The 18,465-nt window shown below is 31.7% G+C and carries 16 protein-coding genes; 13 read left to right on the top strand and 3 right to left on the bottom strand.

The genetic code is table 11. The features are described from left to right. Window positions 1-134: 134 nt before the first annotated feature. The 3 genes from OS191_RS03195 to lpdA all read left to right on the top strand — a co-directional run bounded on the left by OS191_RS03195 (window position 135) and on the right by lpdA (window position 3,028). On the top strand, window positions 135-593 hold the full coding sequence (locus OS191_RS03195; RefSeq protein WP_267154265.1) for an Lrp/AsnC family transcriptional regulator: 459 nt from the start codon (window positions 135-137) through the stop codon (window positions 591-593). Window positions 594-626: 33 nt separating this feature from the next. Next, entirely contained in the window at window positions 627-1,391 is a 765-nt protein-coding gene (locus tag OS191_RS03190; RefSeq protein ID WP_267154264.1) for a LuxR C-terminal-related transcriptional regulator, read from the top strand. A gap of 236 nt (window positions 1,392-1,627) precedes the next feature. Next, window positions 1,628-3,028: a dihydrolipoyl dehydrogenase gene (lpdA, locus tag OS191_RS03185; protein ID WP_267154263.1), complete on the top strand. Its 1,401-nt coding sequence runs from the start codon at window positions 1,628-1,630 to the stop codon at window positions 3,026-3,028. A 153-nt stretch (window positions 3,029-3,181) separates the two neighbouring features. On the opposite strand, the gene OS191_RS03180 is transcribed toward lpdA, so the two are convergent. Both OS191_RS03180 and OS191_RS03175 read right to left on the bottom strand, forming a co-directional pair. Continuing rightward, complete coding sequence (locus OS191_RS03180) at window positions 3,182-3,898, bottom strand: LytR/AlgR family response regulator transcription factor (RefSeq protein ID WP_267154262.1); 717 nt, start codon at window positions 3,896-3,898, stop codon at window positions 3,182-3,184. Then, entirely contained in the window at window positions 3,895-4,821 is a 927-nt protein-coding gene (locus tag OS191_RS03175; protein ID WP_267154261.1) for a sensor histidine kinase, read from the bottom strand. Before OS191_RS03175 ends, OS191_RS03180 begins: the two co-directional genes overlap by 4 nt. A 322-nt stretch (window positions 4,822-5,143) precedes the next feature. On the opposite strand from OS191_RS03175, the gene OS191_RS03170 reads away from it, so the two are divergent. From OS191_RS03170 to OS191_RS03150, 5 genes are all read left to right on the top strand, one after another. After that, window positions 5,144-5,548 carry a MotA/TolQ/ExbB proton channel family protein gene (locus OS191_RS03170; protein WP_267154260.1) on the top strand — a complete coding sequence of 135 codons (405 nt, stop codon included), beginning with the start codon at window positions 5,144-5,146 and terminating at the stop codon, window positions 5,546-5,548. Between the two features lie 386 nt (window positions 5,549-5,934). Beyond that, window positions 5,935-6,777, top strand: a complete 843-nt coding sequence (locus tag OS191_RS03165) for a helix-turn-helix domain-containing protein (protein ID WP_267154259.1) — start codon at window positions 5,935-5,937, stop codon at window positions 6,775-6,777. A 145-nt stretch (window positions 6,778-6,922) separates the two neighbouring features. Beyond that, on the top strand, window positions 6,923-7,321 hold the full coding sequence (locus OS191_RS03160; RefSeq protein WP_267154258.1) for a GlcG/HbpS family heme-binding protein: 399 nt from the start codon (window positions 6,923-6,925) through the stop codon (window positions 7,319-7,321). Window positions 7,322-7,536: 215 nt separating this feature from the next. Beyond that, window positions 7,537-8,037 (top strand): GreA/GreB family elongation factor, encoded by a 501-nt coding sequence (locus OS191_RS03155; protein WP_267154257.1) that lies wholly within the window; start codon window positions 7,537-7,539, stop codon window positions 8,035-8,037. A 280-nt stretch (window positions 8,038-8,317) separates the two neighbouring features. Further along, window positions 8,318-9,205 (top strand): arsenite methyltransferase, encoded by an 888-nt coding sequence (locus OS191_RS03150; RefSeq protein WP_267154256.1) that lies wholly within the window; start codon window positions 8,318-8,320, stop codon window positions 9,203-9,205. Between the two features lie 97 nt (window positions 9,206-9,302). Here OS191_RS03150 and OS191_RS03145 read toward each other — a convergent pair whose 3' ends face one another. Continuing rightward, the gene (locus OS191_RS03145; RefSeq protein WP_267154255.1) at window positions 9,303-10,658 is read right to left on the bottom strand and encodes a DEAD/DEAH box helicase; all 1,356 of its coding nucleotides are present in this window, start codon (window positions 10,656-10,658) and stop codon (window positions 9,303-9,305) included. 146 nt (window positions 10,659-10,804) lie between these two features. On the opposite strand from OS191_RS03145, the gene pabB reads away from it, so the two are divergent. The 5 genes from pabB (at window position 10,805) to OS191_RS03120 (ending at window position 18,158) form a co-directional block, all read left to right on the top strand. Further along, entirely contained in the window at window positions 10,805-12,115 is a 1,311-nt protein-coding gene (gene pabB, locus OS191_RS03140) for an aminodeoxychorismate synthase component I (RefSeq protein ID WP_267154254.1), read from the top strand. Between the two features lie 73 nt (window positions 12,116-12,188). Continuing rightward, window positions 12,189-13,511, top strand: coding sequence for a tRNA lysidine(34) synthetase TilS (tilS, locus tag OS191_RS03135; RefSeq protein WP_267154253.1), 1,323 nt, complete (start codon window positions 12,189-12,191; stop codon window positions 13,509-13,511). Then, window positions 13,501-15,495, top strand: coding sequence for a protein-disulfide reductase DsbD family protein (locus tag OS191_RS03130; protein WP_267154252.1), 1,995 nt, complete (start codon window positions 13,501-13,503; stop codon window positions 15,493-15,495). The genes tilS and OS191_RS03130 overlap by 11 nt, the downstream gene beginning before the upstream one ends. An 80-nt stretch (window positions 15,496-15,575) precedes the next feature. After that, entirely contained in the window at window positions 15,576-17,195 is a 1,620-nt protein-coding gene (gene ade, locus OS191_RS03125; protein WP_267154251.1) for an adenine deaminase, read from the top strand. A 3-nt stretch (window positions 17,196-17,198) separates the two neighbouring features. Then, the gene (locus OS191_RS03120; protein WP_267154250.1) at window positions 17,199-18,158 is read left to right on the top strand and encodes a YheT family hydrolase; all 960 of its coding nucleotides are present in this window, start codon (window positions 17,199-17,201) and stop codon (window positions 18,156-18,158) included. Window positions 18,159-18,465 lie beyond the last annotated feature (307 nt).

The following is an 18,465-nucleotide window of genomic DNA, read 5'->3' as shown; positions in this document are numbered from 1 at the left end:
AATATCGAAAATATTAGACAAATAATCAACCATTATATCAATCATTAGATTATAAATCTATGATTGAGTATATTTGTAGAATATAAATTAGGTTTCATTGGGGTTTTTCCAATTAAACTGAAAATTTTTCAAAAATGATTTTTGATAACATAGACAAAAAGTTATTAGACTTATTACAACAAGATAGTAAACAAACCAATAAACAACTTTCTTTAAAGCTTAATCTTTCTGTTACAGCAGTTTATGAGCGTATTAAGAAATTGGAAAATCAAGGGGTTATATCCAAATATGTTGCCTTAGTAAAAAAGGAAAAAGTAGAAAAGAGTTTTGTTGCTTTTTGTCATATCAAACTCATTCAACACTCTCAAGACTATGTGGTTAAATTTGAAAAGGAAGTTACTAATTTAGAGGAGGTTATGGAATGTTATCATATTAGTGGTGACTATGATTATTTGTTAAAAGTGATTGTTGAAGACATGGAAGCTTTTCGGGAATTCATGGTAAATAAATTAACATCTATCCATCATATTGGTAGTACACATAGCATGTTTGTGATAAATGAAGTGAAGCATACTACCGCGATAAACATATAATTTATATCTTGTAAAAGATTTTAAACTAAATCTATGCTTCTAAAACAAATTAAGAGTATTTATCACGATATTTTTAAATCGTATGACAATCCTTCTTTAACACATCATATTAAGAAGATTATTGAATTAGACGCATATTTACCTTATAGTTCAACGTTTTTCTGCATTACAAACACCCAAAATCTAACCTTTGAATTTATAAGTAGAAACATGACTTCTTGTATTGGTTTAGATAAAGATTTACTATTAAAAGAAGGTATGCGTGATTTTTGGAATCGCATCCATCCTGAAGATATTGAATTATGGCTAAAAGCCTTAAACGATTTAATGCTATTTACCTTAGCCGAAATCCCTATTAACCAAAGAAAGCATATGAATTACACTTGGAATTACCGTCTTAAAAATGCTTCTGGTTCCTATGTAAATATAGTTCAAAACACAACCCCTTTAGAGTTTGATGCTGATATGAAACCAATTATTGGCCTGGCCCATTATACGGTATTAGATGCTAAAATTAAAATGCCAATAACGGCAACTGCCAAACTTTTAAATGAAAATAATGAATACGAAACTAAGTATTTTAATAATTTTTCTCAAAAACTCTTAACCAATGGTTTAAGTAATCGAGAGCGTGATGTTATCAGGTTGTTAACCATTAATAAATCTAGTAAGGAAATAGCTGAAAATTTGAATATTAGCCCAAACACAGTAGATACCCATAGAAGAAATATTTTAAAAAAATTACATATTTCATCGACTGGTGAGTTAGTAGGAATGTTAAAAATGAATAAAATTTAAAAAATTACTCAATTTGAGTATTGTATAAAAAGCAAAAGTGTCCCAAATTTGTATAGCTATTAATTAGTTCGTAGGGAGAATTAAATTTATGTCAGAGCAACACTAACTTTTTGTTTGTGTTGCTCTTTTTATTTGTACAACAAAAATCACTTAATTTAGAATTCACTTTTTATTGCCTTCCCATAAAACATTTGTACTTTTGTACTCGTTTTAACACAACTTGAAAAAACAATTATATGAATTCATACGATGTAGCCATTATTGGTTCTGGTCCTGGAGGTTATGTAGCAGCCATACGTTGCGCACAATTAGGAATGAAAACTGCTATTATAGAAAAATATTCAGTACTTGGTGGAACCTGCTTAAATGTAGGCTGTATTCCAAGTAAAGCTCTCTTAGATTCTTCCCATCATTACGAAGATGCCGTAAAGCATTTTGAAGAACACGGAATTGATATCCCGGGAGATGTTAAAGTAAATTTAAAACAAATGATTGCCAGAAAGCAATCTGTTGTAGATCAAACCACGGGAGGTATTGATTTCTTAATGAAGAAAAACAAGATCGATGTCTATCAAGGTTTAGGTTCTTTTAAAGATGCGACTCATATTCTTATTAAAGGTGAAAAGGAAGAAGAAATTGAAGCAAAAAACATCATTATTGCTACAGGTTCTAAACCTTCAAGTCTCCCTTTTATCAATATCGATAAAGAACGCATAATCACTTCAACTGAAGCTTTAAAACTAACTGAAATTCCAAAACATTTAATAGTTATTGGAGGAGGAGTTATTGGTTTAGAGTTAGGACAAGTTTATAAGCGCTTGGGAGCAGAAGTTTCAGTTATTGAGTATATGGACAGAATTATTCCAACTATGGATGCAGGCTTGTCTAAAGAATTAAACAAGGTTTTAAAGAAGCAGAAATTTAAAATTAATACATCTCATAAAGTAAAATCTGTAGAGAGAAAAGGAGATGAAGTAATAGTAAAAGCAGATAACAAAAAAGGAGAAGAAGTAGAATTTAAAGGCGATTACTGTTTAGTTTCTGTTGGTCGACGTCCATATACCGATGGATTAAATGCAGAAGCTGCCGGAGTAAAACTTACAGAAAGAGGACAGATTGAGGTTAATGATAATTTGCAAACTAATGTTTCTAATATCTATGCTATTGGAGATGTAGTAAAAGGAGCCATGTTGGCACATAAAGCTTCTGAAGAAGGATCTTTTGTTGCAGAAGTTATTGCTGGTCAAAAACCACATATTAATTATAATTTGATTCCTGGAGTAGTCTATACCTGGCCAGAAGTTGCTTCTGTTGGTAAAACCGAAGAACAACTAAAAGAAGCAGGAGTAGAATATAAAACAGGACAGTTTCCTATGCGTGCTTTAGGTAGAAGTAGAGCCAGTATGGATTTAGACGGATTTGTAAAAATCCTTGCCGATAAAAATACGGATGAAGTTTTAGGTGTTCATATGGTTGGTGCACGTGCAGCAGATATGATTGCAGAAGCAGTTGTGGCTATGGAATATAAAGCATCAGCTGAAGATATTTCAAGAATGTCTCACGCTCATCCCACATTTGCAGAAGCAACTAAAGAAGCAGCTTTGGCTGCTACAGAAGATAGAGCCTTGCATATATAAATTAAAGCACATCTGTTTTAACGCGACTTTTGATAAGTTAAAATACAGAATTGCATTTTAAAATACGACCAACTTTGTTATAAATTGTAGTTAAAGTTGGTCGTTTTTATTAGAAGTATTTCAGAGTTTTTATGGTGAAAAGTAGTAACATTCTCAAAACTTTTCTAACAACTTTAAAACCTCTTTCTTATAAGTTCTACTAATAGTTAGAGCTTGCCCATGGATTACAATATGCTCGCTTGTAAATGACTCTATATGTGCAAGAGCAATAATAAAAGATCTATGAATTCTAATAAACTGTTTGTTTGGTAATTTAGCTTCAATAGCACTTATAGTTTCGCGTGTAACTATGGTTTCGCTGGCTAGATGGATTTTTATATAATCACTATAACTTTCAATATAGATGATACGATCAAAATCAATTTTAATCATGCGTCTGTCTGCACGTACAAACATAAAATGGGTACTATCAATTTCAGGTATTACGTTAGTTTTTACTTCGCTATACACTTCAAAATAGGTATTGACAGCTTTAAGTAAGCGTTCAAACGAAATAGGTTTTAATAGATAGTCAACTGCTTGAAGTTCGAAACCTTCCACAGCATAATTACGATAAGCCGTGGTGAAAATAATTTTAATATTTTTATTGATGGACTTAGCAAAAGAAATTCCTGAAATTTCTGGCATGTTAATATCTAAAAACACCAAATCTATTTGGTTATTACTTATTATGCTAAAAGCCTCCATGGCATTCGAGCAACTAGCAATAACGTTGATGTGACTTATTTTAGAGAGATGCGTGGCAATGATTTCTCTGGCAATAGCTTCGTCATCAACAATTATACAGGCTATGTTTTTAAAGTTATTCAATTAATCTTGTTTAATTTTAAAAGTACTTTATAAAGATTTTCTGTGGCATCTATTTTTAATTCGCATTTGTCCTTATAAAGTAAATCTAAACGTTTTTGAATGTTTTCTAAGCCAATACCTTTTGTGCTGTTTTCAGATTTAAAATGTGTATTTTCTATGGTAAAAAGAATATTTTCAGAAGTACAAGATAAGTTTATTTTAATTCTTAAAACCCCATTTTTTAAAACCCCATGCTTAAAGCTATTCTCAATAAATGGCATTAAGAGCATAGGAGCAATTTTGGTGTTTTCAGAAATGTTTTCAATCTTGAAAGTCACATCTAAACTATTGTTAAATCTCATTTTCTCCAGCTCGATATAATCTTTTATATGATTGATTTCTTCAGTTAATAGCACAAAAGGCTTATCTACTTGATACAGTAGATAATCCAATAAATTAGACAGTTTTAGAATCATTTCTGGGGTTTCATCTGCCTTTTTTAAAGCAAAACCATATATGGTATTTAAGGTGTTGAACAAGAAATGTGGATGAATTTGCATTTTAAGATAATTCAGTTCTTGTTCTTTTAGTTTTAATTGTGTTTCTAAAATCTTAGTTTCTAGTTTTTTTGTGCTTTCAACTTGAGATGCATTCAGTTTCAATAATTTAAAAGCACTAACAATTACTACAACCAAATATACCCCAGTGGTTACAAGCAGAATATTTCTGGTAATAGGATTCATGTCTGTATAACTGAAATTAGCTATATATATCAGACTAAAAAATATGGAAACCATAATAAGATATGCTGAAATTATTAAGGTGTACATACTGTACAATCCAAAAAGCCAATAGCGTTTAGTGACTAGATAATCAGGGATTAATTTATAAATAGAGACATAAGTTGTAGCCATGGTAATGGGCATTAAAAACAACGAAAACATTAATGTATCGTTAAAATTATTGTTTCCAGATCCAAAAAAATAAGTAAAAAACAAAAGTACGGCGCACCAAAAAAATATGTGAAGGAACACACGTACAAGAGTTTTTAAAAGGGTTTTTACGCTAAACATGTCAATCAATTACTGTACAATAATACCATAATTTTCCTGCGATTTTATATTTTGTAGATGAATGACCAAATTAGTTAGGGTTTCGACAGAATGTATTAACCTTTACTAATTTGGTTGTTCGTCGCATTTAATAATATAAGCAAGAAATCTCTTTTATGTTTGTAACATGTTTAACTTAAAAAAATTATCAGTTATGAAACTATTTAGCATATTTCCATTATCATCAATTGCCTTAAACCCATTTGCAGACAGATTTAGCGAAGGAGGATCTTTTATGATTCTTATTTTAATCTGCTTATTACTGTCTATTTTCTTTATAGTAAAGGGGTTTTTAAGTTTGAAAACAGATATTAAGAAATCTAAAAAAATGCTAAAACTAACTGTAGATACTAGTTTACTCGGATTAGTATTAGGTTTTTTCGCCTCTGTTTTAGGTTTAATTACGGCCTTCGATTCTATTGAAGCTATGGGAAATGCGGATCCAGCTATTTTTGCAGGAGGCCTTAAAGTCTCATTATTAACAGCGACTTTTGGTTTATTAACCTTCATTATTGCCAGAATCGGGATTGTTATTTTAAGAGGGATGCAGAAAGACTAGTGATTACACCCTCTAGTTTTAAATTTTTACTTGCGAGACATAAAGTTGGTTAGAAGCAAATTTATGTCTCGCTTTTTAATTGTAAAATCTTTAAAACTTGCTAAAGTAATAAAATTTAAAGATATTAGTTGTTTGAATAATAGTAATAGCTTACAAATTATTCAAGTAACCAAGTCGATTTCAGAGCTAAACTTATGTATGGTAAATAAGTTATTGTTAGGAAGGTTTTGATATGAAGCAAGGTTATACTAGTCCCTTTTCAGAAATGAAGAGGGACTTTTTTTTGATTAGGTTTGATTATAAAATTAAAATATACGAACTTGGTAACTTACAGAGATACATGATTTATAGATAAATTATAAATTTTTAAGCTAATTCCATTTTAGATGCCTATAGAAAATATTCCTGAAATTTATATAACGAACAAAGACGAAAAACCAGATTTGTTTGTTTACGATTTTAAAATGACCAATGATGTGGTAAAAAGCAAGGTCAATTTAGGCATGAATATGTTTAGTTTTTTGCAAGTAGGAACAAAGCAAGTACATTTTGCAGGTACTTCGGTTTCTGTTAACAAGAATCAGTCTCTATTGCTTAAAAAAGGGAATTGGTTATGGACCGAATTGTTGGATACAGATAGGATTTATAACTGTAAACTTCTGTTTTTTTCAGAAAAAGTTTTAAAAGAATTTCTCGAAAAACATATTGAAAATCACGTTGTTGTAAATGATGAAATCCCTTATTTTATCATTAAAAACGATGCATACATCACATCCTACCTAAATTCTCTATCTACAATTGGACATGCTCCAAATATTTTTATGGAAAATTTACTTTCTGTAAAATTTGAAGAATTAATGCTCTACCTTATTCAGAAATATGGAAATAAATTTGAATTGTATTTACATTCCTTAATAATTATAGAAAGTTCACCATTTAAAAAAATTATTGAAAGTAACATTCATTCCAATTTGAGATTAGAAGAAATTGCATTTTTATGCAACATGAGTTTGTCTACTTTTAAACGTCACTTTATAAAAGCCTATAAAGTTTCTCCTGGAAAATGGCTACAAGATAAACGACTTCAAAAAGCCAAAGAGACTTTAGAACAAGGCAGTTTAACCCCATCTGATATCTATTTGGAGTTTGGGTACAATAATTTGTCGAATTTTAGCATTGCCTTTAAAAATAAATTTGGCTTTAACCCAAGTGAAACTTATCAAGCATAGTTTTTAATTATTTGAAATACTTAATTCTAAATTCAATAAAAGTTTGACCCTTTTTCATAAGTTGTTGAGCTGTTTTAGTAACTTGACACATACATTCTTGTAATATATTTGCACCATTATTAAAACATTACTAAAACAAAATATTATGAATATTACATTAGCACAAGCAGAGAAAGCTATAGCAGCAGCAAAACAAAAAGCAACTACAATAGACACCAAAATGAATATTGCCATTGTAGATGCTGGAGCAAATTTACTAGCATTTGGTAGAATGGATGGCGCTTGGTTAGGTTCCTTAGACATTTCAATTAAAAAGGCAAAAACAGCACGTTATTTTGATATGAACACTGGAGTTGTAGGAGAGTTGTCTCAACCAGGAGGTTCTTTATACAATATTGAACATTCAAATAATGGATTAATTACGTTTCCAGGTGGGATTCCAATTAAAAACGCTAATGGTGATATAATTGGAGCTATTGGAGTAAGTGGAAGTTCAGTTGAAAATGATCATGCAGTAGCAGAAGCTGGAGCAACAGCAATCTAAAACATAATAAATAACAAGTTAAGAGGGTAATTGATTTTAATTATCCTCTTTTTTGTTTTTGTCTATTAGCTAAAACTAAAAGTATTTTTAGAAAGTAAATATTCTAGATGCTTTCAATAATAAATAGAAGCGAAATTTTTTTTTATAAAAATTTGATTATTTTTTAGATGTTATAAATGATGTTTTTTAAACATCTTCAATAAAATATAGTACACATGAGTAGAGGATTTGTTAGAGAAGAAGATCAGGAAGAAGTTCCATTAGTTCCGCCAAGAGCTGACTTACCGGAAGGTGTAACAAACTATATGACTCCAGAAGGCATGGATGAGCTTTTAGCTGAAAGACAAGGGTTAATAAATGAAAGAGAGACTTTAGATATTTCTAGTGATAAAGAAAAACGTATTGCAGTAAATTTTATAAATGCCAAATTACAATTACTAAATAACCGAATTTCTTCAGCCTTAATTATAGATATAACTAAACAGCCACAAGATGAAGTCCGTTTTGGCGCTCTAGTAACTCTAAAAATTGGAAGCGATACAAAGCTTCAAAAGTATCAAATTGTTGGTGTAGATGAAGCAGATATTTCTAAAGGAAAAATTTCATTTATTTCTCCAATAGCCAGATTATTGACTAACAAAAGAGTTGGAGACAAGTCCATCTTAAAATTACCAAAAGAAGATAGGATTTTTGAAATAATGAAGATCATATATTAAGATTCTTTCTTGTTACTTCTAAAGATAAAATACATAATATCGTTTAAGCTTAAGACGCTTATTCTTAGTGAATATTGACTTTTTTAATGTTTTAAAATTTAAATTTAATAAAAATTTCACTAAAATAATTTTATCATTTTTATGATTAATCGTAATATTGCAATAAAGGAGTTTGGATTTGGCAAAATAACTGGAAATTTGAGACACAATTTAACTGATTTAACATTTCAAACCCTATACTAATAAAGGATTCTCTAATCATAACAAAACAACAACAATCATGAATAAAGAACAAGAATTAAAAGATATAGTAAAAGAGCGTTACGCTAAGATTGCAGAGCAAGGAAAAGCAGAAAATGCGTCCTCTTGTTGTGGAGCTACTACACCAACTAATAAAGTATATAATATTATGATGGATGATTATTCTGAAACCTCAGGATATATAGAAGATGCCGATTTAGGTTTAGGTTGTGGACTTCCAACTCAGTTTGCGCAAATTAAAAAGGGGGATGTAGTAATCGATTTGGGTTCTGGAGCTGGTAATGATTGTTTTGTTGCCAGACATGAAACTGGAAGCGAAGGAAAAGTGATTGGAATTGATTTCACACCAATTATGATCGAGAAAGCACGAATAAATGCTGAAAAGCTTGGTTATAACAATGTGGAGTTTAGAGAAGGAGATATTGATGCTATGCCAGTAAGCGATAATGTAGCAGACGTGATAGTAAGTAATTGTGTGTTGAACCTGGTTCCAAACAAGGAAAAAGTGATTGCAGAAATTTCTAGAGTATTAAAACCTGGAGGTCATTTTAGTATTTCAGATATTGTTTTGGTAGGCGAATTGCCAGACGCTTTAAAACAAGATGCTGAAATGTATGCAGGATGTGTGGCAGGAGCTATTCAAAAAGATGAATACTTGCAATTAATAAAAGATAAAGAATTTCAAAATATAAAAATCCAAAAAGAAAAAACGATTAGTATTCCTGATGATATTTTGAGCAAATACCTTTCTCAAGAAGAAATAAATTCATTTAATAATGGAGATACAGGTATTTTTAGTATAACTGTTTTTGCTGAAAAAGCAGGAGTAAAACAAGAAAAAACTAAATTAGAACTTTCGGAATTAGATGCTTCAGATTGTTGTGGACCAACTAGCAGTTGTTGTTAATTCTCTAAGTTTTAATAAGCTTGAGTTTATATCATAAAAAAAATCCCTTTTCAGAAATGAGAAGGGATTTTGTTATTAATATATATAATAAGTTTAATCACTTTTTCTTATTGCGTTTATTATAATTTTTATCTCCTCTGGTTTTAGGCTTTTTATATTTTTTAGCTATTTTAAATTTATAAGAACCCCCTAGATTTTCTTTTTGGTTTTTTTCAGATTTCTCATGGAAAGCAGCACCTTTAGTTTCATCTTTTCTAAGTCGTAAAGGGTTATTTCGTTCTTTTATTACTTCACGTTCTTCTTCAATTAATTCTGTAGAAATAACCACGCTTTCTGGTATGTCCAAAACAGGAATTCTCATCTGCATTAAAGCCTCTATCTTCTCAAGAGATTCTTGTTCTTTTTCAGTAGAAAAAATAATAGCATGTCCTTCACGTTCTGCACGACCTGTTCGCCCAATTCTATGCATATAGTTTTCAGGAAAGTCTGGGGTGTCGAAATTGATAACATGAGAGACGTTATCAATATCTAAGCCACGAGCCATAACATCTGTAGCTACTAGAATTCTATTAAAACCCTCTCTAAATTGTTCAATACTTCGCAGTCTGTAGTTTTGTGTTTTATTTGAGTGAATTACACATAATTCATCATGAAATGTTTCATCTAAAGCCTCAAACAACCTATCAGCCATTTTTTTGTGGGCTACGAAAATGAGAACCTTATTAAATGTTTCTGTATCATTTAATAGATAATTTAACAGGTTCAGTTTTGTATAAAAATTTGGTACTGAATATTTTGTTTGAGAGATATTTTCTAAGGGTGTTCCTGAAATAGCTATCGATACACGTTCTGGAGCAATAAAAAAGTCGTAAATTAAATCGTCCACATCTTGTGTCATCGTAGCCGAAAACATAATATTCTGTCTTCTTTCAGGCAGAATATCAAAAATATTTAAAAGCTGATGTCTAAATCCAAGATCCAACATAACATCTACTTCATCAATTACTAATTTTTGAATGGATTTTAACTGCAAAACCCGGCTAACAGCCAAATCGAATAAACGTCCTGGAGTAGCAACAATAATATCTAGACCTTGAGCAACAGCTTGCTTTTGGGTATTGATATTTACACCACCATAAACACCTAGCACGCGAACATTGGTGTATTTTGCCAATTTCTCAACTTCTTCAACTACCTGTACAACCAGCTCTCTAGTTGGAACTAAGACTAATACCCTTGGGTTCTCTTGTTTAGAAAACTTTAGATTTTTTAGTATAGGCAGCATATAGGCAAAAGTTTTTCCTGTTCCTGTTTGCGCAATTCCAACCATATCTTTTCCAGAAGCGACCACATTAAAGGCTTCTTCCTGGATTGGAGTAGGTTGGGTAAAGCCTAAATCGTCTAAGGCGTTGTATAAAGGTGTGTTTAAATTTAAATCTCGAAATGTACTCATGGATGTTCTAATATGCTACAAAGATAGATTTTTTTAAAGGATTTGTCATTCCTGCAAAGGCATGAATCTTTTTTTAATGACGACTAAATAAGATTATAGTTTAGATCAGCTTTTAAATCCGTTTTAATTTTCGGTAATTTGTGGAAGTGAGAACAACACATCTATACAAGCCGGAATCAATCGATACTTTTAAAAAGCAACTCCTTGCTTGGAGTCAGCAATTTTATGAGGTAGTTTGGATGGATTCTAACGGGTTTAATAATACTTATTCCTCTTTTGATACTGTTTTGGCTGTTGATGCTATAACCTGTATTCAAACAGATTATCACGAGGCATTTATAAAGCTAAAAGAATACCAATCTACAACACAGGATTGGATTTTTGGTTATTTGACTTACGACTTAAAAAATGCTGTAGAAAATTTAAAATCTAGAAATTTTGATGGCTTGCAATTCCCAGAGCTTTATTTTTTTCAACCTAAAAAGTTGTTTTTCTTTCATGAAGATATGGTGGAAATGTGTTATTTAAATATGGTTTCAGATGAATTTGAAGCCGATTTAAATGACATAAGTCAGTATGAACCCATAGAAAACAAAAAAGAAAACACTTTGTTTAATATAAATATTAAAAGTCGCATTCAAAAAGCAGACTATTTAGACAAAGTAAAAAATATGCTTGAGCATATTCATAGAGGTGATATTTACGAAGCTAATTTTTGTCAAGAGTTTTATGCTGAAAATACAAACATTCAGCCTTTAGAAATCTATCAGAAACTAAATACTATTTCAAAACCACCGTTTGCAACTTTTATCAAACTTGGAGATAAATATGTGTTGTCTGCTTCTCCAGAGCGTTATTTAAAGAAAACAGAAAACAAAATTATTTCGCAACCTATAAAAGGGACTGCTAAACGTTCAAAAAATAAAATTGAAGATAACAGATTAAAAGAACAGCTGGCTTTAGACGAAAAAGAGCGTAGCGAAAACATCATGATTGTGGATTTGGTGCGCAACGATCTTTCAAAAACAGCCATCAAAGGAAGCGTTCAAGTTGAAGAATTATGTAAGGTTTACTCGTTTCCTCAAGTGCATCAAATGATTTCGACTATTACTTCAGAAATAAATACTTCAGAACACGCTGCACATATAATAGAATCTACGTTTCCTATGGGAAGCATGACAGGAGCACCAAAAATTTCGGCCATGAAAATCATAGAAGATTTAGAAGAAACCAAACGTGGTGTGTATTCTGGAGCTGTTGGCTATTTTACACCAAACAACGATTTCGATTTTAATGTGGTAATAAGAAGTATTTTGTATAACGAAACCAAGCAATACGTGTCTTTTTCAGTAGGAAGTGCCATTACAGCTAAAAGCAACCCACTTAAAGAATATGAAGAATGTTTAATTAAAGCTAAGGCCATGCGTGAGGTTCTTGAAAACGAAATTTATAAGTGAAAAGTTAAAAGTTAAAAGTTTCAAGGTGTTATATTTGAGACATATTTAAAAATATTCGTGAATTTTTGGTAACATGCTAAAAACTTTTAAAAGCCATATTAACAACAATCTAAATTTCTTAAAGGATAGTAAGCTACTTATTGCTATTTCTGGAGGATTGGATAGTGTGATGCTTACGCATCTATCTCATCAAATAGGTTTAAAAATTAGTCTGGCTCATTGTAATTTTAATTTACGGGCAGATGAAAGTGACGCAGACGAAGATTTTGTATTACAATTAGCTGAGGACTTGGAATTAGAGGTTTTTATTGAAAACTTTGATACAGAAACATTTGCTAAAGATCACAAATTATCCACACAAATGGCAGCTCGTAGCTTGCGTTATCATTGGTTTGCTGAATTGGCCGAGCAACTTCATTTCGATTATATTTTAACAGCACATCATGCAGACGATAACCTAGAAACGTTTTTAATCAATCTTTCCAGAGGAACCGGATTAGATGGATTAACAGGAATTCCAGAAATTAATGGAAAGATTATTAGACCTTTGTTGAGTTTTTCGAGAGACGATTTGGAAAATTATGCCTTGCAGAATAAAATTAAATGGCGTGAAGATAGCAGCAATGCCTCCACAAAATATTTAAGAAATAAATTAAGACACGATGTTATTCCTGTTTTAAAAGAAATCAATCCACAACTGCTTAAAAATTTCAAGCTTACCCAAACGCATTTACAAGCTTCGAAAACCATACTAAACGATAGTATTGATAAGGTTCTAGAACAGGTAGTCACAAAAATGTCTGAGAAGGAAATTCATTTCAGCATCTCTAAAATTAAAGAGTTATCACATCCGAAAGCTTATTTATATGAAATTTTAAAAGATTATCATTTTACCGAATGGCAGGATGTGACTGACTTGTTAGACGCTCAAACAGGAAAGCAAGTGTTTTCTAAATCACATCGTCTGCTAAAAAATAGGGGTGAACTGATTTTATTTCGTAATACTATTGAAGAACATGCCGAAGCTATAATTATTTCAAAAGAAACCAAAAGCGTAAACACTGTTTTAGGAAGTTTGATTTTTGAGACAACTGATAGCTTAGATTCTTCAAATAAGTCAACTATTTATGTTGATAAAGATTTGTTAAAATATCCATTAAGCGTAAGGAAATGGGAAAAAGGAGACTATTTTTACCCTTTTGGAATGGAAAACAAAAAGAAACTGAGTAAGTTTTTTAAAGACGAAAAGCTTTCCATGTTAGAAAAAGATAATGTTTGGTTGTTATGTTCTGAACAGGAAATTGTTTGGATTTTAAATTACAGAGCAGATAACCGATTTAAAATAACTAATAAGACACAACATATACTTAAAATATCACTTCAAGATGAAATATAAATTAGGCCTCATTATTACTTTATTTTTTGCAGTTTTAAGTTCTCAAGCTCAAGTACTAAATCCCGTAACTTGGACTGCTGAAACCCAGAAAATTTCGGAAACAGAATACCAGTTAGTTTTTAAAGCTGAGATTGAAGAAAAATGGCATTTATATTCTCAGGACATGCCTGAAGGAGGAGCGCTTCCTACAGAATTTATCTACGACTCTTTAAGTCGTGTAGATAAATATAACCTTGTAGGTAAAACGCAAGAGAGTAAATATATTACTGCATACGATAAGGTCTTTGAGATGGATCTCAATTATTTTGATAAGAGTGCAAGCTTTAAACAAAAAGTTGAAATAATAGATCCAGAATTAAAATCTATTGAAGTTGAAGTTTCTTTTCAAGCTTGTGACGATGTTAGATGTATTTATCAAAACAAAATATTAAATTTCGATTTAACCAGTGCTACGCAGATTACGGAAGATGTTGATGATTATGTTGAAGATCCAAAAGAAACAGTAATCAAAGAAGACATAACGCCTGTTAAAGTAGAAGATGAAAGTAAAGGTTTATTGTCAATCTTTTTTACGGCTTTCTTTTTAGGATTCCTAGTATTGTTAACACCATGTGTGTTCCCAATGATACCAATGACCGTAAGTTTCTTCACCAAACAGAGTAAAACCAGAGCTGCAGGGATTAAAAATGCCTTGTTATACGGGTTTTTCATTATTGTTATTTATACGCTTCTAGGAACCGCTATTTCAGCCCTTTTTGGGTCTAATGCTATGTATGAGTTTTCAACGGGAGTAACCTTTAATGCGATTATGTTTATTGCTTTAATAGTATTTGCATTTTCATTTATGGGAGCTTTCGAAATTATGTTACCTAATTCATGGGTTAATAAAGTAGATAGTGGAGCTAATAGGGGAGGCATCGCTGGTATTTTCTTTATGGCCTTAGCATTAGCTGTTGTTTCCTTTTCATGTACTTTTCCAATTGCTGGAACAGCCTTATTAGACGCAGCAACAAAGGGAGGAATTGCACCCATAATAAGTATGTTAGGATTTTCTTCGGCAATAGCCTTACCATTTGGTTTATTTGCTTTTTTCCCGAGTTGGTTAAACTCGTTACCAAAATCTGGAGGCTGGTTAAATACCGTAAAAGTGGTTCTAGGATTCTTAGAGTTGGCCTTTGCTTTCAAATTCTTATCGATGATCGATTTGGTTTTAGAATGGCATTTCCTAGAGAGAGAAGTATTTATAGCCATATGGATTGCCATTTTTGGTACTTTAGGCTTGTATTTATTAGGGAAAATTAGATTGCCTCACGATTCGCCTTTAGAGCATTTGTCTGTAGGAAGGTTGTGTATGGCAATGTTAACATTTGCTTTTACTTTCTATATGATTCCAGGGCTTTGGGGAGCTCCTTTAAAACTAATTAGTGGATTCCCTCCACCAATGAGTTCTCATAGCGAGTCGCCATATGGTGTTGGTTTTATGAAAAAACAATTCAGCACTACAGGAGAGTTTTTTACTAAAGATCTTCCTGAAGATGCACACTTTGGACCAAACGACTTAATAGCCTTTAAAGATTACGACAAAGGAATGGCTTATGCTAAAAAAGTTAACAAACCAGTTATGTTAGATTTTACAGGTTTAACGTGTGTAAACTGTAGAAAGATGGAAGAACAGGTTTGGGTAGAAGATCAGGTTTATGGACTATTGGATAACGATATTGTACTTATCTCTTTATATGTAGATGATAGAACGAAATTGCCAAAAGAAGAACAATATGAGTCTGAACTTACCGGAAATAAAATTAGAACCTATGGACAAAAATGGTTAGAATTTCAACAAACCAGATATAATACAAATGCACAACCTCTATATATTATACAAGATTTAGAAGGTAAAGATATTAGTGCTCCTGTTGGTTATACGCCAGAAGTTGATGAATATTACGATTGGTTGAAAAAAGGGATAGAAAATTTTAAGAAATAAATTCCAATTATACAATTGAAAAGCGAGACTAGTTCTCGCTTTTTTTATATTTGAATAATTATAAACTTAATTAAGTATTAATGAAACTTCAAGGAAACATAGTAGATATACCAAATAAACGTATTTACAAAGGTGAAATCACTATTAAAGACGGCAAGATTTTAACTATTGAAGAAAAGCATCATGAAGTCAACAATTATATTCTTCCTGGTTTTGTAGATGCCCATATTCATATTGAAAGTTCCATGTTAGTTCCAAGTGAATTTGCAAGAATCGCAGTAAAACATGGAACTGTTGCAACCGTTTCAGATCCGCATGAAATAGCTAATGTTTTAGGAGTTGAAGGCGTAGAATTTATGATTAGCAACGGAAAGAAAACGCCTTTTAAATTCAATTTTGGAGCGCCTTCTTGTGTCCCGGCAACATCTTTTGAATCTGCAGGAGCTGTGATTGATTCTGAAGGCATTAAATTGTTAATGAAAAATCCGGATATTAAATATTTAGCTGAAATGATGAATTATCCTGGTGTTTTATTCGATGATGAAGAAGTGTTAAAAAAAATAGCATGGGCAAAACACTACAACAAACCTGTAGATGGACATGCACCTGGTTTAAGAGGAAATGATGTTACCAAATACATTCAAGCAGGAATAAGTACAGATCACGAGTGTTTTACCTATGAAGAAGGTTTGGAAAAACTTCAAAAAGGAATGAAAGTTCTCATTCGAGAAGGTTCGGCTGCTAAAAATTTTGAAGCGCTTATCGATTTGCTTCCTGAGTATTTTGAAAATATCATGTTTTGTAGCGACGATAAACATCCAGACGACTTACTGTTGCATCATATTAATAATATATGCGCTAGAGCTATAGCTAAAGGCATGGATGTTTTCAAGGTTTTACAAGCAGCTTGTGTCAATCCTGTAAAACATTACAATCTAAATGTGGGATTACTTAATATTGGGGATTTTGCCGATTGTATCGTCGTTGAAGATTTAAAAGATTTTAAAACGCTACAAACCTATATTAATGGAGAATTGGTTTTCGACCAAGATGTTTCAAATATTAAATCTGTCCCTTTTGAAATTCTAAACAATTTTAATACTGATAAAAAAGACGTTTTAGATTTTAGACTTGAATCTTCTGCGAAAGAGATTAGAGTTATTGAAGCCTTGGAAGGACAGTTGGTAACCAATGAACTCATTGAAGAAAGTCTTTTGCAAGATGGGAATCTGGTTTCAAATGTTGACAAAGACATTTTAAAAATGACGGTTGTCAATAGATATCAAAACCAGACACCCGCCATTGCTTTTATAAAGAATTTTGGATTGAAAGAAGGTGCTATTGCTAGTTCTGTTGGCCATGATTCTCATAATATTATTGCTGTAGGAGTCAGCGATGAGGCTATTTGTAAAGCTGTCAATTTACTTATTGAAAACAAAGGAGGAATTTGTGCAGTTTCAGAAACAATTGAAAAAGTGGTGGCATTACCAGTTGCAGGAATCATGAGCGATCAGGATGCCGAAACCATTGGGAAACAATATGCTGAATTAGACCAGATGGCAAAACAATTGGGGAGCACATTATATGCACCTTATATGACTTTAAGTTTTATGGCTTTGTTGGTAATTCCTTCCTTGAAATTAAGCGATAAAGGCTTGTTTGATGGAAATACATTCAAATTTACAAATCTAGAAGTATAGAAAATGCCTATTATTGAATCTACATATAAAGCTCCATTTTTTTTCAGAAACGGATTTATAGCAACCGTTTACTCAGGTTTAATTAGAAAAGTAAACGGGCTAGTTCAAAAAAGAGAGCGCATCACCTTGTCTGATGGCGATTTTCTGGATTTAGATTGGAGTTATTCTGAAGGAAAAGCAGATAAGCTCATTATTATACTACATGGTTTAGAAGGCAATGCACAAAGACATTATATGACTGGAACTGCCAAGCTGTTTAATCAGAATCATGTTGATGCTGTATCTGTCAATTTTCGTGGTTGTAGTGGAGAAGATAATAAATCTTATCGTTCCTATCATTCTGGGGAAACTGAAGATTTAAAACAGGTGATTCAACATGTTTTAAATTCCACAAATTACTCTGATATTTATATAAAGGGGTTTAGTTTGGGAGGCAATGTTACTTTAAAATACTTAGGGGAAACTCAAAATATTCCCCAGCAGATTAAAGCAGGAATAGCTGTTTCTGTACCTTGTTATTTAGCAGGTTCTGCCAAAGAATTACACACCTTAAAGAATAAAGCGTTTCATGATAAATTTAAAAATAATTTAAAGACTAAATTATTTTTAAAATCCAAGCAACATGTTGATATATTGAAAGATACAGATATTACTTCTATTAAAACTTTATACGACTTCGATAATTTGTATACCTCTAAAGCTCATGGGTTTATAGATGCTTTTGATTATTATGAGCAGAGTTCTAGCTTGCAATTTCTTCCAAATATCCAAATTCCAACCTTGCTTATTAATGCCTTAAACGATTCTTTTTTATCGGCCGAATGTTATCCAGTAAAAGAAGCTAAGAACAATCTGAATTTATTTTTAGAAATGCCAAAACATGGAGGACATGTCGGCTTTTTTCAAAGAGGTGGGTTTTATTATAATGAAAAGCGGGCTTTAGAGTTTATTAAGAAGGTTTGATTTTCGTGTATGGGCGCAAGGCTAAAAAGCCTTACTGACTGGAATACTTATTTTGAATTTATTTATTTGACACCACATTAACATAAGGTTTATATGGCTTTGCCATAGGGTTTGTATGGCTTTAATATGGAGTATCTACGAGGGAACCTCATGGAGTTCTCTATTTATAAGTGTTTAAGAGTGTTGCCTATATGGTGTAACCTGCAGTTTTTTTGACCTAAAATTCTGAATTCTATTATTTACGGTGGCTAAAGTTTTATTTTGCTTAGATGTCAAAAACATCTTAAGGTAACCTTGTGTAACCTGT

The sequence above is a fragment of the Xanthomarina sp. F2636L genome (assembly GCF_026410195.1).
GTDB lineage: Bacteria > Bacteroidota > Bacteroidia > Flavobacteriales > Flavobacteriaceae > Xanthomarina.
This window is presented reverse-complemented; position numbering and strand designations above follow the sequence as displayed.